General features: G+C 43.3%; 21 protein-coding genes and 2 tRNA genes. 10 read left to right on the forward strand and 13 right to left on the reverse strand.

What is annotated here, in order from left to right:
• Positions 1-20 precede the first annotated feature (20 nt).
• Positions 21-1,712, forward strand: a complete 1,692-nt coding sequence (gene ftcD, locus ACRD6K_RS15435; protein WP_430973986.1) for a glutamate formimidoyltransferase — start codon at positions 21-23, stop codon at positions 1,710-1,712.
• 106 nt (positions 1,713-1,818) lie between these two features.
• On the opposite strand, the gene ACRD6K_RS15440 is transcribed toward ftcD, so the two are convergent.
• On the reverse strand, positions 1,819-2,685 hold the full coding sequence (locus tag ACRD6K_RS15440) for a transglutaminase-like domain-containing protein (protein ID WP_430973987.1): 867 nt from the start codon (positions 2,683-2,685) through the stop codon (positions 1,819-1,821).
• A 14-nt stretch (positions 2,686-2,699) separates the two neighbouring features.
• Entirely contained in the window at positions 2,700-3,569 is an 870-nt protein-coding gene (locus ACRD6K_RS15445) for a nucleoside phosphorylase (RefSeq protein WP_430973988.1), read from the reverse strand.
• Positions 3,570-3,744: 175 nt separating this feature from the next.
• Between ACRD6K_RS15445 and ACRD6K_RS15450 the strand changes: the two genes are divergently transcribed.
• Positions 3,745-4,563 (forward strand): prohibitin family protein, encoded by an 819-nt coding sequence (locus ACRD6K_RS15450; protein WP_299576102.1) that lies wholly within the window; start codon positions 3,745-3,747, stop codon positions 4,561-4,563.
• Between the two features lie 215 nt (positions 4,564-4,778).
• On the opposite strand, the gene ACRD6K_RS15455 is transcribed toward ACRD6K_RS15450, so the two are convergent.
• The 6 genes from ACRD6K_RS15455 to ACRD6K_RS15480 form a co-directional block, all read right to left on the reverse strand.
• Complete coding sequence (locus ACRD6K_RS15455) at positions 4,779-5,042, reverse strand: hypothetical protein (RefSeq protein WP_430973989.1); 264 nt, start codon at positions 5,040-5,042, stop codon at positions 4,779-4,781.
• Between the two features lie 216 nt (positions 5,043-5,258).
• A complete protein-coding gene (locus ACRD6K_RS15460; RefSeq protein ID WP_430973990.1) occupies positions 5,259-6,266 on the reverse strand; it encodes a Gfo/Idh/MocA family protein in 1,008 nt (335 codons plus the stop codon).
• Positions 6,267-6,404: 138 nt separating this feature from the next.
• On the reverse strand, positions 6,405-6,938 hold the full coding sequence (locus ACRD6K_RS15465; protein ID WP_299576108.1) for a hypothetical protein: 534 nt from the start codon (positions 6,936-6,938) through the stop codon (positions 6,405-6,407).
• Between the two features lie 385 nt (positions 6,939-7,323).
• Entirely contained in the window at positions 7,324-9,231 is a 1,908-nt protein-coding gene (cysN, locus tag ACRD6K_RS15470) for a sulfate adenylyltransferase subunit CysN (RefSeq protein WP_299576110.1), read from the reverse strand.
• A 55-nt stretch (positions 9,232-9,286) separates the two neighbouring features.
• Positions 9,287-10,195 (reverse strand): sulfate adenylyltransferase subunit CysD, encoded by a 909-nt coding sequence (gene cysD / locus ACRD6K_RS15475; RefSeq protein ID WP_299576112.1) that lies wholly within the window; start codon positions 10,193-10,195, stop codon positions 9,287-9,289.
• 116 nt (positions 10,196-10,311) lie between these two features.
• Positions 10,312-12,117, reverse strand: coding sequence for an SLC13 family permease (locus ACRD6K_RS15480; RefSeq protein WP_299576114.1), 1,806 nt, complete (start codon positions 12,115-12,117; stop codon positions 10,312-10,314).
• 240 nt (positions 12,118-12,357) lie between these two features.
• On the opposite strand from ACRD6K_RS15480, the gene ACRD6K_RS15485 reads away from it, so the two are divergent.
• Positions 12,358-12,433 (forward strand) — tRNA-Lys (locus ACRD6K_RS15485).
• A gap of 378 nt (positions 12,434-12,811) precedes the next feature.
• On the opposite strand, the gene ACRD6K_RS15490 is transcribed toward ACRD6K_RS15485, so the two are convergent.
• From ACRD6K_RS15490 to ACRD6K_RS15510, 5 genes are all read right to left on the reverse strand, one after another.
• Positions 12,812-12,885: transfer RNA gene (locus ACRD6K_RS15490), tRNA-His, on the reverse strand.
• Positions 12,886-13,356: 471 nt separating this feature from the next.
• Positions 13,357-14,553 carry a YeeE/YedE thiosulfate transporter family protein gene (locus tag ACRD6K_RS15495; RefSeq protein WP_430973991.1) on the reverse strand — a complete coding sequence of 399 codons (1,197 nt, stop codon included), beginning with the start codon at positions 14,551-14,553 and terminating at the stop codon, positions 13,357-13,359.
• A gap of 41 nt (positions 14,554-14,594) precedes the next feature.
• A complete protein-coding gene (locus ACRD6K_RS15500; RefSeq protein WP_430973992.1) occupies positions 14,595-15,110 on the reverse strand; it encodes a YeeE/YedE thiosulfate transporter family protein in 516 nt (171 codons plus the stop codon).
• Between the two features lie 4 nt (positions 15,111-15,114).
• Positions 15,115-15,753: a cytochrome b/b6 domain-containing protein gene (locus tag ACRD6K_RS15505; RefSeq protein WP_430973993.1), complete on the reverse strand. Its 639-nt coding sequence runs from the start codon at positions 15,751-15,753 to the stop codon at positions 15,115-15,117.
• 44 nt (positions 15,754-15,797) lie between these two features.
• The gene (locus ACRD6K_RS15510; protein ID WP_430973994.1) at positions 15,798-17,408 is read right to left on the reverse strand and encodes a tetrathionate reductase family octaheme c-type cytochrome; all 1,611 of its coding nucleotides are present in this window, start codon (positions 17,406-17,408) and stop codon (positions 15,798-15,800) included.
• A gap of 612 nt (positions 17,409-18,020) precedes the next feature.
• Here ACRD6K_RS15510 and ACRD6K_RS15515 point away from each other — a divergent pair.
• From ACRD6K_RS15515 to ACRD6K_RS15545, 7 genes are all read left to right on the forward strand, one after another.
• Positions 18,021-19,355 (forward strand): lipopolysaccharide biosynthesis protein, encoded by a 1,335-nt coding sequence (locus tag ACRD6K_RS15515; RefSeq protein WP_430973996.1) that lies wholly within the window; start codon positions 18,021-18,023, stop codon positions 19,353-19,355.
• A 116-nt stretch (positions 19,356-19,471) separates the two neighbouring features.
• Positions 19,472-20,152 (forward strand): DNA alkylation repair protein, encoded by a 681-nt coding sequence (locus ACRD6K_RS15520; protein WP_430973997.1) that lies wholly within the window; start codon positions 19,472-19,474, stop codon positions 20,150-20,152.
• A gap of 96 nt (positions 20,153-20,248) precedes the next feature.
• Complete coding sequence (locus ACRD6K_RS15525) at positions 20,249-21,022, forward strand: Bax inhibitor-1/YccA family protein (RefSeq protein WP_299576129.1); 774 nt, start codon at positions 20,249-20,251, stop codon at positions 21,020-21,022.
• Between the two features lie 99 nt (positions 21,023-21,121).
• Positions 21,122-22,288, forward strand: coding sequence for a GNAT family N-acetyltransferase (locus ACRD6K_RS15530; protein WP_430973998.1), 1,167 nt, complete (start codon positions 21,122-21,124; stop codon positions 22,286-22,288).
• A gap of 62 nt (positions 22,289-22,350) precedes the next feature.
• Complete coding sequence (locus tag ACRD6K_RS15535; RefSeq protein WP_430973999.1) at positions 22,351-23,526, forward strand: GNAT family N-acetyltransferase; 1,176 nt, start codon at positions 22,351-22,353, stop codon at positions 23,524-23,526.
• Between the two features lie 81 nt (positions 23,527-23,607).
• On the forward strand, positions 23,608-23,871 hold the full coding sequence (locus ACRD6K_RS15540) for a type B 50S ribosomal protein L31 (protein WP_299576135.1): 264 nt from the start codon (positions 23,608-23,610) through the stop codon (positions 23,869-23,871).
• 76 nt (positions 23,872-23,947) lie between these two features.
• Positions 23,948-25,132 carry a GlmU family protein gene (locus tag ACRD6K_RS15545; protein ID WP_430974000.1) on the forward strand — a complete coding sequence of 395 codons (1,185 nt, stop codon included), beginning with the start codon at positions 23,948-23,950 and terminating at the stop codon, positions 25,130-25,132.
• Positions 25,133-25,229: the final 97 nt, after the last annotated feature.

Here is a 25,229-nt window from a genome sequence, read left to right on the forward strand (position 1 = left end):
ATCAATAAAAAATAAAAACGATGAACCAGTTAATTGAATGCGTACCAAACTTCAGTGAAGGAAGAAATCAATCAATTATCAAGCAAATAACGGATGCAATTGAACGAGTGGAAAATATTAAGCTGCTCAATGTCGATCCGGGTTATGCAACCAATCGTACGGTAGTGACCTTTGTTGGGCCTCCAAAGGATGTGGTCGAAGCTGCTTTTCAGGCCGTGAAAATGGCCTCGCAGTTAATTGATATGAGCAAGCATCATGGAGAACATCCGCGTTTTGGGGCTACCGATGTTTGTCCATTGGTGCCTATTGCAGGTATTTCGATGGAAGAAACGGTAGCATATGCCCGACAACTGGCTCAGCGCATAGGTGAAGAGCTTGAAATACCGGTTTACTGTTATGAGTTTGCCGCACAAAAGGAGGAACGTCGAAGTCTGGCCAACTGCCGGTCGGGCGAATACGAAGGCTTGCCCGATAAGCTGAAGGATGCCAATTGGAAACCTGACTTTGGCCCTGTCAAAATGAATGTGAAAGCTGGTGCAACAGCTGTCAGTGCCCGGAATTTCCTGATTGCCTACAATGTCAATTTAAATACAACTTCCACCCGGCGGGCTAATGCGGTGGCATTTGATGTTCGCGAGGCAGGTCGGGTAAAGCGCGAAGGAGATCCGGTAACAGGCAAAATTGTAACCGATGAACAGGGCGAACCGGTACGTATTCCGGGAAGCCTGAAAAAGGTTCGCGCCATTGGTTGGTATATTGAAGAATATGGGGTTGCTCAAATCTCGATGAACTTAACCGATATTACCGTTACGCCTATTCATGTGGCCTTTGATGCTGTTTGTAAGAGTGCTGAAAGCCGGGGCTTACGAGTAACCGGATCAGAACTGGTAGGTTTGATTCCGTTACAGGCCATGCTTGAAGCCGGAAAATACTTCCTGCGCAAGCAGCAACGCTCGACAGGAGTTGCCGATTCCGAATTGATCAAAATAGCCATAAAGTCGATGGGGCTGGATGAGCTTGGTCCATTTAACCCACGTGAGCGTATTATTGAATATTTGCTGGAAGATGAGACTAAAAAACTGGCAGATTTAAGTTTGAGTAGTTTTGCCAATGAAACCGCTTCTGAGTCTCCGGCTCCGGGAGGTGGCTCTATTTCAGCTTATGTTGGTGCTTTGGGAACTGCTTTGGGGGGTATGGTTGCCAACCTTTCGGCACATAAACGGGGTTGGGACCACCGGTGGGAAGAATTTTCAGATTGGGCAGAACAAGCAAAAGCCTTTCAAAATCAATTTCTTCGCCTGGTTGATGAAGATACGAATGCTTTTAACCAAATTATGGCAGCCTTTGGTTTACCTAAAGGAAGTGAAGAGGAGAAGAAGGCTCGTAGCGAAGCAATTCAGCAAGCAACTTTGAATGCCATTCAGGTGCCACTTGAAATAATGAAAACTGCCTTGCGTTCGATGGAGGTTATTGAAGCCATGGCTGCAATTGGAAATCCCAATTCGGTGTCGGATGCCGGTGTTGCTGGCCTTTGCGCAAAAACAGCGACTCATGGGGCTTACCTGAATGTTTTGATCAACCTGAGTGGGCTGAAAGATGCTGACCGGAAGGCTGCCCTAAAGCATGAAGCCACGGAGCTTCTGTATCAGGCCGAAACCAAGGAGCAGCTTATTTTGAAAACCGTTATGGAAAAAATAAACGGGGATTCCTGAAAGAAAATAGTTTTGCAAGGCAACAAGTAAAAGCTTGTTTGTTTGGCCGCAGTAGTTGATTCGCTTTTTCATCGTTTTATACCTTGAGAAAGCGAATCTTTTGGTTTTACAGGAAATCAGCGATTCGTCCCAGATCATCCACTTTGTCTTGATAGCCCAAGGAGTCGTAGCTTTCAATCAGACTTTCCAGCAGCTTCTTTATGATCAACTTGTCTTCGCAAGGGGTATTGAAGTCATTGATATCGTACTGGTCATTTTTGTTGAGGAAAAAGTCAATTTCTTTCCGTCCAATAATGGCACCCTTATTGGATGGGTTGATGTAGAATAGAATGGATGACTTGTAATCTTTACCATGAACTTCTTTGGCCAATTCCGGATCGATATAAGCCAGTAAAGGCGTTTTGGGAAAATTGATGAACTGGACGGGGAACTTGAGTTCTCGGGCAATCAAGGCATATAAAATGGCAATTGAAATGGCATTGCCTTTTTTGGTTTCGAGTATTTGATTTAAGTAGCAGTTTTGTGGCGAACTGAGGTTGTTCAGGTTAACCGAAAATTGGTTGGTATCATAGAAAATATGATTGAGCACAGTAATTTTCTCCAGCGAAGTGAGCTTGTTGCTGATTTCAAGCCAAACGTCATTTGATATTTTCTGAAGTTTTGACCTGACTTGCTTTAACTTCAGATCAGGATATTGGTATTGACTGATCAGGAAGAAGCCCTCAAACAGGTCAATTTGTTTTTGATTGGCCCAGTTGAGGATTTTGGTTCTGGTTTCTGCAAATTGGATTTGTTGAATCAGGTTCTCTATTCGATTTTGAATGAGTTCATCCAGACTGGTTTCCCATATTTGTTCCAACTGGTCAACAATTCGTGCATCCTCGCAGAGTAATTGTTGCTCTACCGCTTCAAAGACCGTCTCATCCGGATCATCCAGTAAGGCAATTAAAGCTTGTAAACGGTCATTTTTCATAACTACAAAACAATTTAAGTTGATAACGTATCCAAGACTATTTTAATCAGCTTTTTCATTTCGGGGTGGTAGTTTTCGTTTGCTTCTTTGGTTGTTCGGTTGGCAATGATCAGGCAAATGGTAAGTGCCTGATGCCCGAGCAGGGCCGAAAGCCCGTAGATTGCCGAACACTCCATTTCGTAATTTGTTATTTGCAAGTCGTTGTAAAAGAAACATTCAACTTTTTCATTCAGCTTTGGGTCAGCCGTATTCAACCGTAGAATGCGTCCTTGCGGGCCATAAAATCCGGGCGCGGAGATGGTTACTCCTTCAACAAAGTGCTGATTTTTGAAACGATCGAGTAAAAGGGGTGATGAATTGACAACATAAGGTTTGCTCAAAAGCGAGTTCCAGTCGGTATGATTGATGAAGTTTCGTTCAAAATCCATGTCTGAAATCTGTTCCCGGTCAGCATAAAAGTTAAGCAAACCATCAAAGCCAATGGCTTTGCGGGATATCACGTAGGAGTTAACCGGCAAGTGCTTTTGCAGCGCCCCCGAAGTTCCGATTCGGATAATGTTGAGCGAACGCTTTTCCTCTTTTATTTCCCGGGTTTCCAAGTCAATATTGACCAGAGCATCCAGCTCATTGATCACAATGTCAATGTTGTCTGTTCCAATGCCTGTTGAAATTACGGTAATGCGGGTGTTTTTATAGGTTCCTGTGGTTGAAACAAATTCCCGGTTCCGGATGGTAAATTCAATGTTGGAAAAGTGTGATGCGATTAACTCAACGCGGCCGGGATCGCCAACCAGCAAAACATGGTCGGCTATATGTTCTGGCTTAAGGTGCAGGTGGAAGATACTCTTGTCGTTATTTATAATAAGTTCTGAAGAACCAATCATATAATAGGGGTTTTGATGAATTTCAAATCTAATTAAAAAAAACTGATTATACCATACCCTTGTCGTTCTGAATCAAGCTCGTTAAGTGGATTTTGTTAACATTTGACTGTTTTGTTAAGGAAATCCTTAAAATTCTCTTACATTTACTTTTTATCATTTTAAAAATTTCATACCAATGGATTTTAATTTTAAAAAGTCGTATCTCATTATTGCAGCAATTGTCGTTTTTGTTTTGCTGTTTTTTGGAAGTAGCATGTTTGTGACCATCCAGCCCGGTGAACGAGGAGTTATTTTCCGGCCTTTTACTTCAGGCTTGGACAAGGATAATATTTATATTCCTGGTTTTCATATTGTGGCTCCCTGGAATACTTTATTTGTATATGATGTAAAAGAGCAACAACGGGAAGAGACCATGGATGTTTTGGATAAAAACGGATTATCGGTTAATGTTGATGTTTCTGTGCGTTTCAACCCAACTTATGATAAAATTGGGTATTTGCACGAGATTTTTGGAAAGCGCTACATCGACCAGTTAATAACTCCGGAAGTTCGTTCGTCGGTTCGTCAGGTGGCGGGGCGTTACACGGCCGAGGAAATTTATTCGACCAAAAGAAGCGAGGTGGAATCGTCCATTATTGAGGAAACAGAGAAGGTGCTTAATAAGAATAACATCGACATGAAAGCGCTTTTGATTCGCTCAATTAACCTGCCCGATAAAATTAAGCAGGCGATTGAGAAGAAGCTTGAAGAAGAACAGGCATTCTTAACTTACCAGTATACGCTGCAAACAGCAGAACAGGAAGCGGAGAAAAAGCGGATTGAAGCCGAGGCAATTGCACGCTATAACCGTATTATTGATGCTTCATTAACAATGAATATTCTGAAACAACGCGGGATTGAAGCGACGTTGGAACTTTCGAAATCACCCAATTCCAAGGTTGTTGTCATTGGAAGTACGAAAGAAGGTCTTCCCTTAATTCTGGGGAATAATTAAAATATTTCGAATCTCATGAAGCCGGCAAATAGCATTATTTGACCGGCTTTTTTTTCGAAAAATTGTTGTGTTGAGCAATAGCCGAGAGTGGATAGTAATGGGGCAATAGCCAAAGATTGAATGGTAGTGATTCAGCAAGGCCAAGCTTGAACATGAAACAACCAACTTTCAACAGTTGATTTTGGGAAACAAATTTGTTAGGAACAGAAGACGTATTAAAGCTCAGGAGTTTCTAAATCTTCAAGGAAAGGAAACCAGGGAGCTGTTTTTTCATTTGAACCAGTGCTTTTTAAGGTATCAGCTTTATCCTCATTGATCTGTGGCTTTTCTTCCGGTTTTTCCAGCTTGGGAAGCTGAGGTGCTTCTGCTGGTGCACTGATTACGGTATCGGTGGTGAATGGCTGTTCAATTTCGACCTGATGCGTCAATTTCAGTCCTAATAAGTAAAAAATAGAAGATGTGAGGATGATTAATTTCATAGCTTATTTCTTGATACAACCAAAATTATACTTTTTTACTTAATGTTTGGAAGAATTATCGGTGAATGGCTTAATTTTTTCTTTAAATAATGTTAATATGTCTGCAAACAGGCCTGGTAAATCTTCATCAAATGTGCTACCTGCTGCTGACTGTGGATCAGTTCAAGGCCAGCAGCAGGTAGCACTGTTTTGTTTTTTTATAACAAGCTGTTAGGCCTACTGGTTTGCCGGGAAATCATGTTGGGGATAAACAATACCGGCATCAGCTCGCACCCGATCCAGCGTGTCCATTAAGTCAAGCGTAATGGCGAAGGTCATCATGTCACTTTCAATTCTTCCTTCATCCAGGCATTTCATCACATGTGCCGCTTCAAACTGATAGCCTTTTCCTTCGATTGGAGGTACTTCCACAGGTTCTTCATGCTCCATGCCTTGTTGCCAAATACAAATTTGGGCATTGGCAAACCAGCGTCGGTTTAGGCGCAGGTAGCCTTTTTCGCACCAAAATTCGGATTGGATGGAGGAATGCGAGGCAAAGCTCGAAACCAGCGAAGCCATGGCTCCATTGGCGTATTTGAAACTCATTAGAATGGATTCTTCGCTATTGGTAAAGCTAAATTGGGGGAGCGTTTGGATGGTTTCCGGTTTCCCTAAGGTCATAAGAGCTGCAAAAACCGGATAGATGCCAATATCAAGTAGTGATCCTCCGCCCAGGTCAATATTGTACAAGCGCAGGTCTGCATTTTTTTCTGCATTGAAGGCAAAGTCAGAGCGTACCATCTTTAATTGGCCCAGCTTTCCGGATTGAAGAATTTCCATGGCTTTCAGGAAACCGGGTTGAAAGCGGGTCCAGAAAGCTTCCATCAAAAAGGTATTGTTTTGCTTGGCGCAGTCGATCATTTCCCGAGCTTCGCGTGCGTTCATGGCAAAGGCTTTTTCGCACAATACAGCTTTTTGGTGAGTCAGACACAAAAGCGCATGCTCGTGATGATGGGAGTGTGGAGTGGCAATATAAACGATGTCTACCTGCGGATCTTCAACCAGTTCGTTGTAGCTTCCATAGGCTTTCTCAAATCCCAATTGGTTGGCAAACTCCTGAGCGCGATTCAAACTTCGCGAAGCCGCGGCATAAAGCTTGGCATTGGGAAGCAGTTTTAAGTCTTCAGCAAATTTTTGTGCAATTTTTCCACAGCCTAAAATGGCCCAGTTGTATTGTCTTTTCATGTTTGATTATTTTGAAGGACAAGATAATGAATCTTACATAAAAAAACAGGGAAGGGAGGCTCGGATTTGTGAAGGTGTGAAGTTGGTTTTGGAGTGGTGTTTTTTCCCAATCGAAAGTGGCAAGTAGTGAAGCAAAGACTAGCTTACAAGTTTTTTCAATTCCTGTATAAAGAAACTTAATTCTTTTTTATACAGCTGAAAATAGGAGCTGAGGTCATCAATTTTCTCCAAGATAAAATCATTCAGTTCATCATCCGTTGAAATTTTGGAGAGCTTATCCAGGAACTCCCACCGATGCCCTTCAAACCAATTTTCATCGCGCAGTTTTCGGCGACCCCCATAGCGGCTAAAGTAATAGATATAAACGTTGGCAATGTGTTCTTTGCTTGGGTTTTCAAGTACCCGGTTCAAACCGCCCGAAACCGATCTTAGCAAAAGCCAGTAACGGTTAAACTCTTCACTGTATTCGCTGAGGTATTTCAGGTTTTTAACTTTAATATAGAATTCATGGATTTCATGCTTAAGCAGATGGGTTTCGAGTTCATCCATTATTTCAGGAATTTGGTTGATGAATTCTTCGATGAACGCATTTTTTTTATCAGATGGCACATCGCCTTCCGAATAACCATACGCTCGGTTGAAATATTTATAGAACCTCTCTGCAGGCGTCATGTTGAATTCTATTGGTAAGCTAATTTCATACATTTATTCTTAATTGTCAATTGGTTATAGCCAGGAGTTATTGAAACAGTAGTTTTGGTTATCAATGTGGTATATACACTGACCAAAAAAAAGAGTTGTTTGTCGGAAAAATCCTAACAGGAGCTGAAAGCGCTTCTGCAATCCTTTTTGATCCAGTTGCTGAATCATGTTTTAAACCTACGCTCCAGTTGCTGTCATGCTTATGAAACAGGGGCTTTTACAAAATGTTTAAGCCTTTCATTCTATTTAACGAATACCTATCTTTTGTATTGTGTTTGATTTCTTCTAGGGTGGCACGGATAAAAAAAGGGAGCCTCATATTGAGATTCCCTTTTTTTATCTTGTACAAATTGTATTAATGGAGCGGGAAAATTGAATTTTCACGAATGTATTCAATGACCAAATCCGGGTTTTTACCGTTGTTTGTCGGATCAAGTTTCAAGGCAGCGTCCTCCGGTGTTTCAAACGGAAGGTCTACTCCTGGAACATATTTGATGGTCTCATCGGCATAAAATTCAGGTTTATTCTTTTTGCAGAATTCCATCGAAGCATCCATCAGGAACAAGTGGAAACGGTCTTCTCCGATAATATCGGTTACTTGTTTCCGGATGGCCTGATCGGGCGAAATAAAGGAACAGATGGTAATGATGCCTTGGTCGTTGAGTAAGCGGCAAACTTCGGCTACACGACGCAGGTGCTCGGCACGATCGGTAGGTGAGTAGTCCAGCTCTTTTGAAAGGCCTGAACGCACCGAACTTCCATCGAGCAGAACAACGGTAGCTCCCATGTCGAACAATTGCTTTTCGAGGCTGAATGCAAACTCATTCTTTCCAGAGCCATGCAATCCGGTTACCCAAAGGGTTGCTCCTTTTTGATTGTAGCGGGTTTGATATTCGCTATCAGAAACCAGGCCTTGTCCTTTGCGAATCAATTCCCGGTGTTGGTCGCTGATTTTTGAGGGCAGGTCATCTGGGCTCAGTTTGTCGATAATCATTCCAACCGCAACCGTGTTATTGGTTACAGGATGAATCAATACAAATGAACCGGTGTTTTTGTTTTTCTTGTAAGGATCAAAAAACAGCGGTTTATTGGTGGTCAGCACGGCACGTCCAATCTCATTCAACTCCAGAAAATCAACTTCTGATTTTTGAAGCGTGTTGACATCGGTTTTGTATTTGATTTTATCAATACGGACTTTGGTGCTGTTGTTGGCGTGTTTGATAAAAAACTGAATTGACGGATCCATGGGCTTTTCATCCATCCACACTACCGTGGCTTCAAAATGACGCTCAATGCGGGGCAGATTGTCCGGATAAACGATCATATCGCCTCGTGAAACATCGACTTCATCATTTAAGGTGATGGTAACGGCTTGAGGCGGGAATGCTTCATCCAGCTCGCCATCGTAAGTCGTGATGCTTTTGATGGTTGATTTCTTCCGGGAGGGAAGTACCATAATTTCTTCTCCTTTGCGGACGATTCCGGATGCAATTCGGGTTGAAAATCCCCGGAAATCACGGTCTGGACGCAGCACATATTGTACGGGGTAGCGTAGGTCATCGAAGTTGCGGTCGGAGCTGATATGAACCGATTCCAGGAACTCGAGCATGGCCATGCCTTTGTACCAAGGCATACGCTCGGAGTGATCAACCACATTATCTCCTTTTAGCGCGGAGAGTGGAATGTAGGTGACATCCGGAATGTCGAGCTGGGCCACAAAGTTTTTATATTCTTCACAAATGTCATTAAATACTTGCTGGTCAAAATCAACCAAGTCCATCTTGTTCACTGCCAGCACCACGTGTTTAATGCCCAGTAGCGAAACCAGGAAGGTATGACGCCGGGTTTGAGTAATCACGCCTTTGGTGGCATCAATCAGAATAATGGCCAAATTGGCCGTTGATGCACCTGTTACCATGTTGCGCGTGTATTGCTCGTGTCCAGGGGTGTCGGCAATAATGAATTTCCGTTTGTTGGTTGAAAAGTAACGGTAGGCTACATCGATGGTAATTCCTTGTTCGCGTTCGGCTTTCAATCCGTCAAGCAATAAGGCGTAGTCAATGTCTTCGCCGGCATGTCCCACGCGCTTGCTGTCGCGCTGCAGTGCGGCAAGCTGGTCTTCATAAAGTCGTTTACTGTCAAAAAGTAACCGGCCAATCAAGGTCGATTTTCCGTCATCAACCGAACCTGCGGTCAATAAGCGTAATAGGTCCTTCTTTTCGTCCTGATCAAGAAAAGCCTTTATATCTATGGGTTGTGTCATGTTCAAAGTTTTAAATCAATTTTCAGCGTTGTTGGTTGTTGCACTCTGTTGAAGTCTAGAAGTAACCTTCGCGCTTTTTCTGCTCCATACTACCTTCCTGGTCAAAGTCGATCACACGGGTAGTTCGCTCGGAAACAGTCACCGTCATCATTTCTTCAACAATTTTCTCAATATTATCGGCTTCTGAATCAATTGCTCCGGTGAGTGGGTAACAGCCAAGTGTCCGGAAACGAACTTTTCGCATTTCTGCTTTTTCTACCAGTTCTTTAGGCATGCGCTCATCGTCAACCATAATCAGGTTGCCGTCCACTTCAACAATGGGGCGTTCTTTGGCATAATACAAAGGAACGATGGGGATATTTTCCAGGCGGATGTACTGCCAGATGTCGAGTTCAGTCCAGTTCGAAATCGGGAACACGCGAATCGACTCTCCTTTATGTACTTTGGCGTTGTAAATGTCCCATAGCTCCGGACGTTGGTTTTTGGGATCCCATTGGTGAAATTTATCACGGAAAGAGAAGATTCGCTCTTTGGCACGCGATTTTTCTTCGTCGCGACGAGCACCTCCAAAGGCGGCGTCAAACTTATATTTTGAAAGGCCTTCCAGTAGCGCCTGTGTCTTCATCACATCGGTGTGCACTTTACTTCCGTGTGTAAATGGGCCTACGCCGCTTTCAAATCCTTCCTTGTTGTAATGAACAATCAGGTCCCAGCCATTTTCCTTGGCGTAATTGTCGCGGAATTCGACCATTTCCTTAAACTTCCATTTGGAGTCAATGTGCATGAGCGGAAAAGGAACTTTTCCGGGGTAGAAAGCTTTTTCGGCCAAGCGAACCATTACGGATGAGTCTTTCCCGATGGAATACAGCATGACGGGATTTTCAAATTCGGCTGCCACTTCACGAATGATGTGAATGGCCTCAGCCTCTAATTCACGCAAGTGGGTCAGAGTATATTTATTCATGATTAGGATTTTTAAAGCGCAATTTGCATCAAGCAAATTTGTGAAAACTAATTAGGGGGACAAAAATAGGTTATTCTGCGTTAATTCTAGTAGGTATTAACTCTTATTCCTCTTATTTAGAACGGCCAGATGATGGGAATAAGAATAATTGACATAATGAAAGCGACAATGTTTAAGGGGAGTCCAACTTTGGTGTAGTCCCCAAACTTATAGTTTCCTAAGCCCTGAACCAGTAAATTGGTTTGGTAGCCAATTGGTGACGAAAAGCTTGCTGAAGCAGCAATACAGATGGCAATGAAAAAGGGTTTGGGATCGACCCCAAGTTGATTGGCCGCTGAAAAGGCAATCGGAAATACAAGTGCGGCCGCTGCGTTGTTTGTAATTATTTCGGTGAAAACAGTGGTGATCAGGTAAATGGTGATTAAAACCCCTAAAGGGCCAAACGATTTGGAAAAGTTGATGGCAGTATTGGCAATGGCATCGGCTGCTCCGGAGTTCTGAAGGGCCTTGCTTACACCAAACGCGCAGGCAATGGTTATCAGTACGTCCCACGAAATGGCTTTGGTGTATTTTCGGTTGGGCAGCACATTGATCCAGGCCATCAGAACGGCTACAATCGCTGCAAAGTAAAACATGTCCAGCCGATTGCCTCCAACTTCAGGGAGGTAGCGGCCTACTGTTGCCCCAACAATCATGAACAAAACAAGCAAGATGGCCAGCAAGCGTTGCCCTTTGTATCGGGGAGGAGGGATTTCGCCAATAAACGAGGTCAGGTAGAATCCGGTAGATTCTCCCCAGTTTTTAATGAAATTTTCGTTGGTTAACAGCACCAGGCTGTCGCCGGCTTTCATGCGGAAGGAGCCAACATTGGTTGAAATTGTTTCGCCATTGCGGTATACGGCCAGCACTTCGGCCTGGTAGTGGTTTAAAAAGTCAAATTCATCCACGGTTTGATTAATACCAGGGAAGCGGGGAGCAATAACTGCTTCAATCTGTTTGATGTCGGTACTCTTGTAAAATTTCCCAAATCCTTTTAGTGCCTTGAATTCCAGTTTTCGCTGAGGAATCAGGTTTTCTAAGACTTCCGATTTTACCGCAATTACAAGCTTGTCGTCTTGTTGCAGCACGAACTTTCCTTTGCGGGTGTCCAGCGTTTCTTTGCCGCGTTGAATGGAGTGGATAATAATGTTTTTCAGTTGGTGGCTGCGCCCGTTGGTGATTTCTTCACCCACCAGCGAACTGTTGGACGGAAGCGTAGCATCCAGAAAATATTCTTTGTAGTCCAGGCTGTCGCGTTTGTTGTTGTCCTTTTTCCCGGGAAGCAAACGGTGTCCCACAAAGGAAAGGTAGAAAAAACCAGCTAAGGCAATCCAGATTCCAACTTTTCCCAGCTCAAACATAAATAGACCATCAAATCCATTCTCCAGCATTAAACCATGCACGACTAGGTTAGTCGATGTTCCAATCAAAGTACACATGCCTCCGAGGATGGTTGCATAAGAAAGTGGAATCAAGAATTTCTGAGGTGAGAGATTCATCTTTTCAGCCCAGTTTTTGATCATTGGTGCGAAAATGATGACAACAGGTGTATTGTTTAAAAAAGCTGAAATAAATGATACCGGAACCAGAATTTTAGCGAGGGTGACTGGCATTTTACCGCGGCGTTTGGGAAGAAAGGCCCGTGCAACAATGTTTAGCGCTCCGGTTTGGCGAACCCCCTCGCTGACCAAAAACAAAACGGCTACCGTAAGCATCCCTTTGTTTGAAAAGCCGGCCAGACTTTCAGTGGAGGAAACAACCCCTGCTGCCATTAGTACTACCAGTGCAGAAAAAACCAACAAACCGGGGCGCATCCAGTCGTTGATGAGTGCTATTATCATTAAGACAATAACAGCAATAACAAAGTAACCTTCAAAAGTCATTAACAGGGATTTTTTCAAACAAATGTAAGTTTATTTACTAAATCTCCTATGGAGTGAAATACTTATTCGGAGAGGGAGCATTTTTTTTGAAATTTTTATTGTTGTCTAAGTTTCTCATATCCTTTGGTTTGTTTTTGGAGGGTGCTTTTTTTTGAAAAAATAATGAGAAAATGTTTTGCATTTTAGGTTCAAAAGCATACTTTTGCAACGCCTTTAAAACAAAAAGGCACTACACATGATGACTCAGTAGCTCAGCTGGTAGAGCACATCCCTTTTAAGGATGGGGTCCTGGGTTCGAACCCCAGCTGAGTCACCAAGTAAGACAGAAAGCCTTGCAAGTAAATAACTTGTGAGGCTTTTGTTTTTTTAGTGCTTTTTCAGCTTCATGGTAATTCATAAATGGCTTTGGTGGAATCGAGCCTCTAAATTCTTCCCTGTATTATTCGTAATTAATTTTTAGCTTATAATAAAGTCTTTTTTTGGGACTTCATGATGGTGGAAGTGTTTTTGGTTGTAAAATCAGTTTGGTTAAAATGGAGAGTTTTTGAGGTGGAGTCAGGAGGGTTTCTGGTTCGCAAAATAGCTTTTGTTTGGTGTTGGTGGAGTTTCAGGTTGACTGATTGTGTTGATTGATGTGGCGGGTAGAAAAGAAAAAACCCAAACAATTGACATGCAATTATTTGGGTTTTAGATGGGTGGATGATGGGATTTGAACCCACGACCCCTGGAACCACAATCCAGTGCTCTAACCAACTGAGCTACAACCACCATGTTTTGATGCTTTAGACATCGTTGCTATTCGTTAGCGGGTGCAAATATAGCATTTTTATTTCTCCTGAAACAAAAAAGAGATTTTTTTGAGCAAAAAAAATGCTCTTTTTTTTCCTTCCTGAAGTAATCAGCAATGATGTGTCAGGGATGGGGAAGAAGAAGGTTTGATCGAAGGTCTTGGTAAACAATTGCTTATTTGTTTTTCTGTTTTCAGGCGAATGTTTTCTGCATTTTTATTCGACTTTTTGGATTCAGTTCGAAAATGTGAAAAATTACTAGGTGCGAACGAAAACGGATGGAAAATAAGCTGCGATTACCAGGCATGTCACCCCTTTTTCGATTCTTTTGTTCTGCCTGAAGTTGAAGAAACAGCTAAACAAAAAGGTGAATCAATTGATTCACCTTTTTTGTTTGTACTAAACCGAGGTCTTCGGTTTCCTGTAAGCGTATAAAGATAGGTTCTTGCCTTTAGCATCCGCCTTTGGCAGCCACTGTTTTTATCTCTACCGGTTTGTTGAGGTTGCTCATGGCTTTGACCAGCTTGTCCATGTCCTGCGCTAGTTTTTTCCTGTATTGATAAGTATTTGTGATTTCTTTGGAGGCATTAGCCTGCGGAGGCGTCAGGTTGGTGTAAAGCTTTCTGAAATTCTCTGGCGAATCCTTCAATAGAAAATTGCTTGACCGTCCGGCGTAGTTCGATAATAAATACGCCTTTTTGGCGAGGCTGTCGGTGTCGGCATAGAAATAATTGGATTTAATGCGCTGCTGAAAAATCTTTTGCCATTTTCGATCCATAATTTCCTCTGCCGGAATATTAATGGCCAGTGGAAGGTGATAGGCTTCGAATTCTTCCGGTGAACGGACGTCGATAATATTGATCTGGTGAAAATTATTCGCAATTTCAAAAGCCAGCTGATCTGAAGTTACTTCATTAAACGCATAAGAAGCATGACGTTTGGGTGAGCTTACTCGCTGTTCAACAATCTCTTCCTTGGAGGGAGTGAACCCGACAATGCCAATCAGGAAAAATCCGAGAACCCCGGCAAGCGCATAGTTGATTCGTTTTTTGGGGGTAACTTCGGTTGGGCGCCGGGTAACTTTGTTTTCAATCAGGTGTGTCAGGTAGAAGGCGGCAAGCGCCACGGCGGTAAGCAGCAAGGCAAAAAGCGGTTTTGACAAGCCTAGTTCTTCGTTGATGAGCAAAGGTCCCCAGTTTTCGGCCAGGTAAATGTTTTCAAGCAAAGGGAAGCTTTCGGCAAAAGCCACAATGCCGAGGGCCGAGCCAAATACAAAGGCTACACCGTCCAGTTTGCCAATGGCGGCCGCGCAAATGCTGGTTCCGGGGCAAAAGCCGCCAATTATAAATCCAAGGCCCATGATGGCACCCCCAAATAAGGCAGACCATAGGAAGGTCGGGTTGATGTAGATTAGGCTCAGGTCGAGTATGCCCCAGTGCGCGAAAAGAATTACGCCGATCATGGCTGTAACTCCAGCCGTGAAAAAGACTTTCAAAACGGTGAAATCATAACCGTAGAAAAGTCCTGCCAGTTTCTTGGTGGATGAAAAACCCGCTTGTTCCAAAACAAAACCAAAGCCGATGCCTGCAAGTAAGGCGATCATCAAGTTAAATTCGTTGCTGATAAGATAAGGTACTAGTGGTCCCATAATCTATGAATAATTGATTTTCTGAATGATTGAATTAAAGGCTAGAGCCAGAGTTTGCGGAAAAAATAGGCGAAAAAGTAACCGGTTCCGAAAATGGCCAGCATGGTGATGATGCCTCCCAGTGACATGACGCCCATGCCACTCAAGGCCGCCCCGCTGGTGCATCCTCGTCCCAATTGAGAGCCCAGCCCAAACAAAAAGCCACCAATGATTGCCGCAATAATTCGGGTGCGGTTCGTGATTCTTGGTCCACGCTCAAGTTTTAAACCCATGCGGTTGCTGATGACTCCCGAAAGGAAGGCCCCGATAAGTACGCCGACGATTTCAAAGAACAGCCAGTCTTTCAATGGTCCTCCAGGATGAGTTTCAGCGTAGTTGGCCAGGTAGGGCGTATTGGACGTGTGAGATGGGGCAACATCTGAGATGAGTGTGAGAACAACACTTTTTACACCGCCGCTGGCTCCCAGTCCACGACCGGTAATGTAAATGGTAGTTAGCAGAACCAGTCCCAGAAGGAAGCCGGCTAGATAAGGATTCATGTATGGTTTGGCTTTCATTGTATTAAATTGTTTTAGGTGATTCATTCGGTGTTTCGGAATCTTCCAAATCTTCGTAGCCGGTTAGCATGGCTTTGATGTTAGAGGTAGGGGTTTCGCCGGTTGTTGTCATGTAAACATGAACAATCAGAAAAACCATTAGCAGAATTGCTCCCAGAGTATGCCAAAACGCAATACTTTCCAACGGGAACTCTTCAACAACCACCAGGTTATTCTGGTCGATGGTTTTGTAAAGCATGTAGAAGATGCCGGAAATAATTGTCATTGGAATCAAAATAACTTTGAAGCTGAGGTAAACGATGCGCTGCAAAGGGTTTAGCTTGCTGAGTTCCGTTTTGGTTGTTGGGTGTTTTTCGCCTTTAAAAATTCCGGACAGGTAATAGAGAATTTGTTCTTTGAGCTTTTGGGTGGTTGGAATGTATTGCTTCCATTCGCCAGTGGTGATGTGCCAGAAGATGGCAAACACAATCAGGCCGATGAGCATCCACGAGGCTGCCCGGTGGAATTGGACTGCTTTTTCAAATCCAAAGATTTCAAATGTTCCGTGCACTTCAAAACCGGTTAGGGCCAGAAACATGATCAGCGAGGCTTGTGTCCAGTGCCAGAAGCGTTCAAACCCTTTATAAATATATACTTTTCGCATAGCTTGATAAGTTAATTGTAAAATGAACGTATAACTGTGTTGGCTTAATCGGTTATGTCGGGTTTGTCATAATCAATGACCTGTTTTTCGTAGTTGTTCTTTATGATGTTCGTCAGTATTCGCATCAATCCATGACCAATGACTGCGATCAGAGCCAGCACGATCAGCCATGTTCCTGCCGTGTCAAGTGTTTTGTTTCGGTCACGTCCGGGCATGTAAAAGCCTGTAAGTTCGGCCAGCCTTCCGTTGTGGGAGTGGCATTCCACGCAGCTCAGTGCCTGTTCTTTGGGAGCTACCATGTGGTTGACCGGCCAGTACATTTCGGTTTCCACAAAGCCATAGTCGCCACTAAAAGGTAAGCCTACGTCGTGCATTCCGGCAGCGGCAGCTTTTTCCCAGTCAAAATCTTTCCAAAAAGCACTGTCGCCTTGGTTGGCTGCGTAGAGTTTGGGTTGAATTAGTCGTTTGTATTTTTTATCGAAGATTTGGTCACCCACATGAATTTTTACCGGGATAATTTTTGCGTTTTTGTCGTTGTAGGAGCCATTCAGGGTGTTGATTTGTAGCGGCAGTGTTGTGATACTGTCGCCCAAGTGGTATTGGTCAGCTGTTCCGTTGAACCAGACGTAGTCGGGCTTGACATTTTTCTCCCATTTAAATGATCCTTTAATAGAGAGGTACCGGTGATTGCCAATGGAGTCTTCTTCGGAGTAGGGCTGACCATCTTTAAGTTTGCCGGCTTCCGACCATTTCCAGGCCATTTTGGTCGCATTAACTTTGGCGTACTCCGGAATATGGCAGGTCTGGCACGACACTTTGGATCCATGCCGGTTGAGCACGTGGCTGAAGTGCGGGGTGCTGGTGTGGCATTGCTCGCAGGTGGCCCGGTCGGTATTGCTTGTTGATACAGAATAGAGTTTTCCTTTGATTTGGTGGTTTTCGGCAGTGTGGCAGTCCACGCAGCTCATGTTCATGCCGTTTACTGCCATGTGAACGTCCACTTCGCGAGTGGTTGACAGTTGAGCCACTTCGAGATCGCCGTGTTTCACATTGTTGCCACCACCACTGAAGAAGTGACAGGAGCCACAATTGTTTCGTTCCGGAATACCTACGGACTGTGCTACTTTTTCGAGGTTAACCGTTCGGTCGGGATAACCTGCCATGGAGGAACCTTTTTTATATTCTTCGCTGTTGTCGTGGCAAACCATACAGTCCACATTCAGGGCATTGTTGTAGTCGAAATGATTGTCATTCATGCCAAAGCCAATGTGGCAGGCAGCACAGGCTTGTTGGTTGGAGTTGGAGCCGATGCAGAAATTATTGAGGACGGTGTTTTTCCCGGATGCCGAAATTCCCCGCCCTTCAACATAGGAAAGGCGCTCCCAGTTCCAGTGTGAGGAGTTCATAATTTCTTTGTGGGTTTCCGTATGGCATGAAATACAGGCCTCGGTTACTTCCTGTGGTGTGTTGAACTTTTTCTGCAAGGCCGGAAGTTTGCTGTGGTCAACAGAAGGCGTTGGCTTGATGGCATATTCCTGCTTTAACGTTTCCAGTTTGAGGTTGTACGATGGTTGTTTGTGAAGTACATTAACCAGAACAAGAGCAGTGATGACTGCCAGGATGATAAAAAGTATGTTTTTATACATGACTTTCATGAGCGTAAGGTTTAATGTGAGTCAAATTCGTTGAACTAATGTTCTTTTCTTACATGCAAATATATCGATATTTACAAATCAAGCTATTGATATGTGTTGGTTTGTAGATGTGTTGGGACTTTTGAGTTCGATTTTGACTTGGCGTTTGCTTTCTTTTATTCTGATATTTAGTGAATTGTGACGTAATTTGTAATCGTTCTAAATTATAAGTTTACTTTCTGTTAATGAGGTGTTTCGCATCGTTTTGTCTTTAATTTTAAGTTTGTTTCGCTGAGTTTTGAGCTGGATTTTTTTTCAGAATCAAGCATTGCAGTGATCAGGAAGGAGGTCAGCTTCGTTACTTTGCTGGTTTTGTTTTATGTGTATATTAAAGCCCCGTTTCAGCAATTAAACTGAATTTTTGAAAATGATAGTTTTGTGGGTTGTTGGCCAGCCTGGTTCTGAGTTGGCATACGATCTGGTTGGAAAGGGACTTTGGGGTGAAGTCAGCATGGTCGGGGAGGAGTGCAAGCGGTAGCCGTTTGTTGACTTTGTCCTTAACTATTAATACGTATGTTTACAAAGCGCGCAGAGGAATGCCGTTGACTTGTTGCGGCTTAAAGCGATGAATTCATGATTTTTTCACGAAAATACATTACAACAATTTCCAGTTTGCAGTTTATTCAAATGCTGCGGTTTGCTGTTTTGCTGCTGATCGGGGTGGTTTTGGTTCGTTTTTATCCCAGGCAGGAAATTGGGCAGTACGAATCCTTTTTATTTATTGCTGGTGCGCTTTCCTTCTTTTGGCTTCGGGGGGTGTTGCAAGCTTTTCTGGCATTGGACGATCAGGAGCAGGAAACGGGCGCCAAAGAAAGTGGGGCTGTGCTTTACTTCAATAGCTTTTTGCTTTTACTGGGATTCAGTGCCCTGGCCGTTTTGTTTTTGCTGATCTTCAAGCAGCAATTTCAGGTTGTGCTTAACGGAAATGCTGAAATACCGTTTTTCAACTGGTTACTGGTTTATCTCTTTTTGGCTTCGCCTTCAAATTTTATCGAATATCTTTTTCTGAAAAAGAATAAACCCCATGCAATTATTGCTTATGGATTGGTTTCTTATGGGGTGCAGTTTGTGTTGGTTATTCTTCCGCCTTTGGCCGGATGGCCCATTTTGTATGCTATTCAGGCCTTGGTGTTGGTTAGCGGACTTCGTTTTGTTTTTCTATTGGGCGTATTGAAACGCTATGCTGATTTTTCGCTGTCATGGCCATTTTTAAAGCGTCACTTTAAGTTGGCCTATCCGTTAATTGGGAGTTCCTTGCTGAGTGGCTCCGGACAGTATATTGACGGTGCCATTGTGTCGCATTTTTACAATCCGGAAATGTTCGCTGTTTTTCGGTATGGCGCACGCGATTTTCCCTTGGTTATTATTATGGCCAATGCCTTGAGCCATGGTATGATTCCGCACTTTGGGCGGTTGTCTTTAGCTGAAGCGTTGGCAAAACTGAAAGCAAGCTCAGCACGCTTGATGCATTTTCTTTTTCCACTGACACTTGTTGTGCTGGTATGCTCAAATTTGCTTTTTCCTGTAGTGTTCACCCCGCAATATGCTTTAAGTGCAAAGATATTCAACATTTATTTGCTGTTGATTACCTTGCGTTTGATTTTTCCGCAAACCATTTTGATTGGACGACAAATCACAGGTGTCTTCTTATTGGTGTCGTTGGGTGAAATTGTGGTGAATGTTGGGTTGAGTGTTATTTTGGTTCAGCATGTGGGGGTGATTGGCGTGGCCTATGCTACGCTGTTTGCCAATTTGTTTGAACGTATCGTGTTGGTTTATTTAGTCAGGAAGAAGCTTCATGTCGGAATGTCTCAATATGTTCCTGTTCGACTGTATCTTGGCTATAGCTTTGTCTTTGTTGTCAGCTATTTCGTGATTGATTTTCTGGTTTTTCCTTTTCCCCTCTAAGCCGAATTCGGATTTAACATCCCGGTAATAAAGTGGCTGAATAGTTTCAGGCAGCTAATCTATTCGCTATTTTTGCTCATTCAACTTTTGTGCGAACGAATTTGAAATTTTGAACTATGGACATACTTCTTGACGATCCGGTAGTGGATAAACAATTTATGGAGATTTTGGCGAAAATCAGAGGCCTGAAGAACGGTGCAACTGTGGCCCAGATGAAGCGCATGGGCTTGCAGTATCGAATAAACTGGGGTGCCTCTGTAATTTCGTTGCGCGAACTAGCCAAAAACTATGAGAAGAACCACTTGCTGGCACTGAAACTTTGGAACAAACAGTGGCGTGAGAGTATGATTTTGGCAACGCTCCTGGACGAACCGGAAAAAGTGACAGAGGAACAGCTCGATTTTTGGACCAAAGGTTTTGTGACAACGGAAATAGCCGAACAGGCAGTTGCCAACCTTTTTGTGTATTCTAAGTTCGCCTACATTAAGGCGTTGGAATGGTGTCGTGGAAAAAAGCACTTGGTTCGCTATACCGGCTTACAGCTGATGGGACGCTTGGCAATGGTGGATAAGCAGGCTATTGATGAAATGTTTGAGCCTTTCTTTGAGGTGATTCAACCTTTGATTAAGGATCCTGAACTGGGACAGGTATTCTACCGGAGCATGACGCTTTTGATTAACCGAAGCGATAAGCTGAGTGATGCGTGCCGTTCTTTTCTGGAGCAAGCCCGGGAAGCTGAAGAGGAGCAGGCACGTAAAATGGCTGCCTTGTTGTTGGAAGATATTGCCGAGCTGTAGTTTTTTAGTCGTATTCCAATTTGTACAAATTGGCAGCATACATAAAATTTGGTACAGTTTTTATAGTAAGTGAGGAAACAATTTAAATAACGAATTATGAATTTGACAAAATCATCGAACCCTGCATTGTCGAACTCGGTGTTTAGCAAGGTGCAAACCGGCGTTCAGACGGATGTGATGACAGTTGAGGGAACCGTAAATAAGACGGGCTTGATGTTCTTAATATTGGCCTTTGCTGCCACGTTTACCTGGCGGAAGTTTTTTGGAGCGTTGGAATACGGGTCGGCAGAAGGTGCCTTCTCGGTTGTTTCTCCCTGGTTGATTGGTGGAGGTATTGGTGGATTTATTGTGGCTTTGATAACCGTTTTTAGTCCCCGTTATTCCAATATTACAGCTCCCATTTATGCTGTTTTTGAAGGACTTTTTCTGGGCGGACTGTCTGCCTTTTTTGAAATGCAGTTTCCGGGAATGGTGATGCGCGCTGTGGCATTGACCTTCGGTGTGTTTTTCATTATGCTCTTTTTATTTCGCTCAGGTAAAATCCGCGCTACCGGGAAGTTCCGAATGGCCATTGTTGGAGCAACAGGCGGTATTGCTTTAATTTATTTCATCAGTTTTATTGCTGGCTTGTTTGGCGCAAACATTGGCTTTCTACACGGGAACAGCATGTTTAGCATCGGGTTTAGCCTGGTGGTGGTCGGTATTGCTGCATTGAACCTGATTCTGGATTTTGATTTTATTCAGCGAGGTGCCGACGCACAGGCTCCCAAAATTATGGAGTGGTATGGTGCTTTTGGACTCATGGTAACCCTGGTGTGGTTGTACATCGAAATTTTGAGGTTGCTATCCAAATTGGCAAGTCGCGATTAAACAGAAAAAATATCAACAGGCAGGGACTTCGGTCCCTGTTTTTATTTTCTTTTGATAAGTATTATTTTCGGTGCTCTTAAAAAATCAAGATAAAGGTAAATGCAGTTAGTAAAGGTAGAGGACAAAAGGCAGGTTGATGCTTTTCATCAACTTCCATACATAATTTACAAGGACGACAAAAATTGGGTTCCACCATTACGCATGATGGTGGAAGATGTGTTTAATCTTAAAAAGAACAACGCGCTAAAAAAAGGGAATGCCTGTAGATGGGTTTTGTATAAAAACGATGAGTTGGTTGGGCGTATTGCTGCTTTTCATACTTCTGGCTATGCTGGTCAGTTCGACCAATTGACCGGGGGCGTTGGCTTTTTTGAGAGCATTGATGATCAGGAAGTCGCAAATACCTTGTTTGATACTGCCAAGGCATGGCTTGAAAGCGAAGGGATGGAGGCCATGGATGGTCCGATTAATTTGGGAGAAAACTTTTTCAACTGGGGCTTGCTGGTCGATGGGTTTATGCAGCAAAGTTATGGCATGAACTATCATCCGCGTTATTACCAGCAGTTGTGGGAAAATTATGGTTTTCAAACCTATTACCAGCAATTCAGCTATCATTTGAACATTACCAGCCCTGATCTGCCAGAGCGTTTTTGGAAAATCGCTGCCTGGATGTCTAAAAAGCCGGGCTACAAGTTTGAGCACTTCCGGTTTAAAAAGTGTGAAAAGTACATCACTGACTTCATCGAGATTTACGATAAGGCCTGGAATAAGCATGATAACTACAAGCGTATTGACCGACAGGACTTGCGCGACATGATCAGCCAGTCGAAATTGATACTTGAAGAAGAATTTATCTGGTTTGTGTATCGCGATGGTAAGCCAATTGCTTTTTTTATGATGATTCCCGACGTTAATCAGTTGGTTAAGTATTTCCCGAGCGGAAAAATGAATTTGTTAAAATTGCTTCGGATGCTCTATTTGAAACGGAAAAAGGTAATTAACCGTTGCCGCGTGCTGGTGATGGGGGTTGTGCCGGAGTTTCAAAAATCAGGCATTGAATCGGCCATTTTTTACCAGCTTCGTCAGGTATTACTGAAAAAAGACTGGTATGACGAAATGGAACTGAGTTGGGTGGGGGACTTCAACCCCAAAATGATTTCTATTTTCGAGGCTGTTGGTGGGAAAAAAATGAAGACGCATCTCACACTGCGTTATTTGTTTGACCGGGACAAAGAGTTTAAGCGGTCCTCAATCATTGTGGACTAATGAAATTTAGTACCTGAGATTTATTTTTATTGTATCTTGTCACCAAAACTAGGAACCAAAACATGCAATTATACACAGTTAATAATTCAGCAACTAAAAAGCAGTTTCACCAGCTGCCACACCTTATTTATAAAAACGATCCGAACTGGGCTGCCCCTATTCAGGGAATGGTGGAAAATACGTTCAACCCGGAAAAGAATCCTTCGTTTAAAAACGGAGAAGCCGAACGATGGGTGATTGTCAATGAAGCCGGAACACCTCTTGGCCGAATCGCGGCTTTCATTAATTACGATAAAGCCAAAGCCTTTGAACAGCCTACGGGGGGGTGTGGTTTTTTTGAGTGTGTTGACGACCAGGAAGTCGCCGGTTTGTTGTTTGATACGGCTCGCGACTGGCTGAAGGAGAGAGGTATGGAAGCCATGGATGGCCCCGTTAATTTTGGTGAGAACTACATGAACTGGGGCTTGCTGGTTGACGGATTTATGCCTCAAGGCTATGGTATGCCATACAATGCCAATTACTACCAGAAGTTGTTCGAGAACTACGGATTCAAGCTCTACTTTAAGCAGTTCAGCTATCACCTGGATTATTCTGTTCCTTTTCCAGAGCGCTTTTGGAAAATTGCTGGCTGGGTAGCGCAAAAGCCGGGCTACAATTTTAAGCATTTCGACTACAACAATGCCGAGAAGTTCATTCAGGATTTTTGTTATATCTATGATGAAGCCTGGCGTTTTCATGAGCATTTTAATCCGCTGGATCCGCAGGATTTACGCGATTTTATTCAGGATTCGAAAGCGGTACTTGACCCCGAAATGATTTGGTTTGCTTACCATGACGATGAGCCCATCGCCTTGTTTGTGATGGTGCCTGACATTAATCAGATTCTGCAAAAACTAAACGGGAAGCTGAATTTCATCAACATGTTGAAGTTCTTGTATTACAAGAAGAAAAAAGTAATTACACGTACCCGGATTCTCATCATGGGGGTTACGCCCAAGTACCAGCGCTCAGGAATTGAGTCGGCTATTTTCTGGCATCAGGATAAACTGATGAAAAATAAGCCGCAGTACACCGAAGTCGAGCTTTCATGGGCGGGCGACTTCAATCCAAAGATTGTTTCCCTGTATGAGTCTGTGGGTGGTAAGCACGTAAAAACGCACCATACCATGCGTTATTTGTTCGACAGGAATAAACCTTTTGAACGGGCTCCTATTATAGGAGCTGAAAAAGAGCAATAAAAAGAGAAATTTCTTTGGAAAATAAGAAACAGTACTTATCTTTGCAACCCGATTGAAATAATGTTGAAAAAAGAATCAGCAATGAAAAAAGAAATACATCCGGAAAATTATCGCATAGTTGCGTTTAAAGATATGTCAAATGGCCAGGTTTATTTGACTAAATCAACCGTTAACACAAAAGAAACAGAAGTGGTTGACGGCGTTGAGTATCCATTGGTAAAAGTGGAGATCTCAAGTAGTTCCCATCCATTTTACACGGGTAAAATGAAGCTGGTTGATACCGCAGGACGTGTTGACAAATTCATGAACCGGTATAAAAAACACATGGATAATAAAAAGAAATAATTGAAGAATTATTCGATATACAAGCTTCGCTTTTTGCGAAGCTTTTTTTTTGCCTTATTTTTGCAAAAACCTCAAGATGAATATCATTTTATATGACGGGCAGGCACGCCAAGACCTTCTGCCGCTTTGCTTTACACGCCCTGTTTCAGAACTTCGAACTGGAATTTTGACCATTCGGGAAAAGTGGGAGCATCGCCTGGTAGGCACCTACTCGTGGAAAACCGAAGCATATTTACAGCCCAAATATCCGACGCACTTGACTTCGGATAATTGGCTTATTATGGGCAATGTGTGTCCTACCAATCGTTTAGTTGAGCAAGTGCGTCTGCTGAATAACGGTTGCGGAATTTCTTACCAGGGGTATCCGGTGGCTGCCCGATTGGATGAGACTTTGCTGGCCGCCTATCTGGTCAATGAAGCCAATGTTCAATGGACTGAATATTCGGAACCGTTGGAGCTTGTTCAATATTCATGGGATTTAATACGGATTAATGCGAATCAGTTGCAGCAGGATTTTGATTTGCTGACAGCTAACCGCGAGTCGGAAACGCTCAGTTTGACGAATCAGCTAATTCATCCGGAGAATATTTTTGCCGAGCCTGGCGTGAAAATGGAATTTGCTACGATCAACGCCACTGATGGCCCGGTTTTTCTGGGGCGTGATGCAGAAGTGATGGAAGGGAGTTTGATTCGTGGTCCTTTTGCTTTGGGAAGTCAGGCTACCGTAAATATGGGAAGCAAAATTTACGGCGCAACTACGATTGGACCAAATTGTAAAGTAGGAGGTGAAATTAGTCAGTCGATTTTAATGGGATTTTCCAATAAAGGGCATGACGGATTTTTGGGCCATTCCGTTTTGGGTGAGTGGTGTAATCTGGGGGCTGGAACCAATGTTTCCAACTTGAAAAATAGCTACGAACAAGTAAGAATTTGGAACTATCGCTCTCAGCGGTTTATGAAAACAGATTTACAGTTTGGCGGGGTGATTATGGGAGATCATTCCAAAGCCGGCATTAATGCCATGTTCAATACTGGAACCGTGGTTGGCGTAGGCTGCAATATTCATGGCTCAGGTTTTCCCCGGCAGTTTGTCCCTTCTTTTGCTGATGGTGGACCGGGAGGGTTTAAACTACATCCGCTAAAAACTGTTTTCAATACAGCAGGACGGGTCATGGAGCGCCGCAATAAAACACTGACACGGGTAGATGAGGAAATTCTAAGCCATGTTTTTGAGCAAACAGCTCCTTTTCGTCGTTTTTAAGAAAACAGCGTTTTCTTGGCATGGCTATTGACTTACAACAGACCATATTTATGGAGGGTGGCATTGCGCCAGATTGACACAACGATACAGAAAGAGA

It is taken from the genome of Sunxiuqinia rutila, assembly GCF_050589705.1.
Taxonomy (GTDB): Bacteria; Bacteroidota; Bacteroidia; order Bacteroidales; family Prolixibacteraceae; genus Sunxiuqinia; species Sunxiuqinia rutila.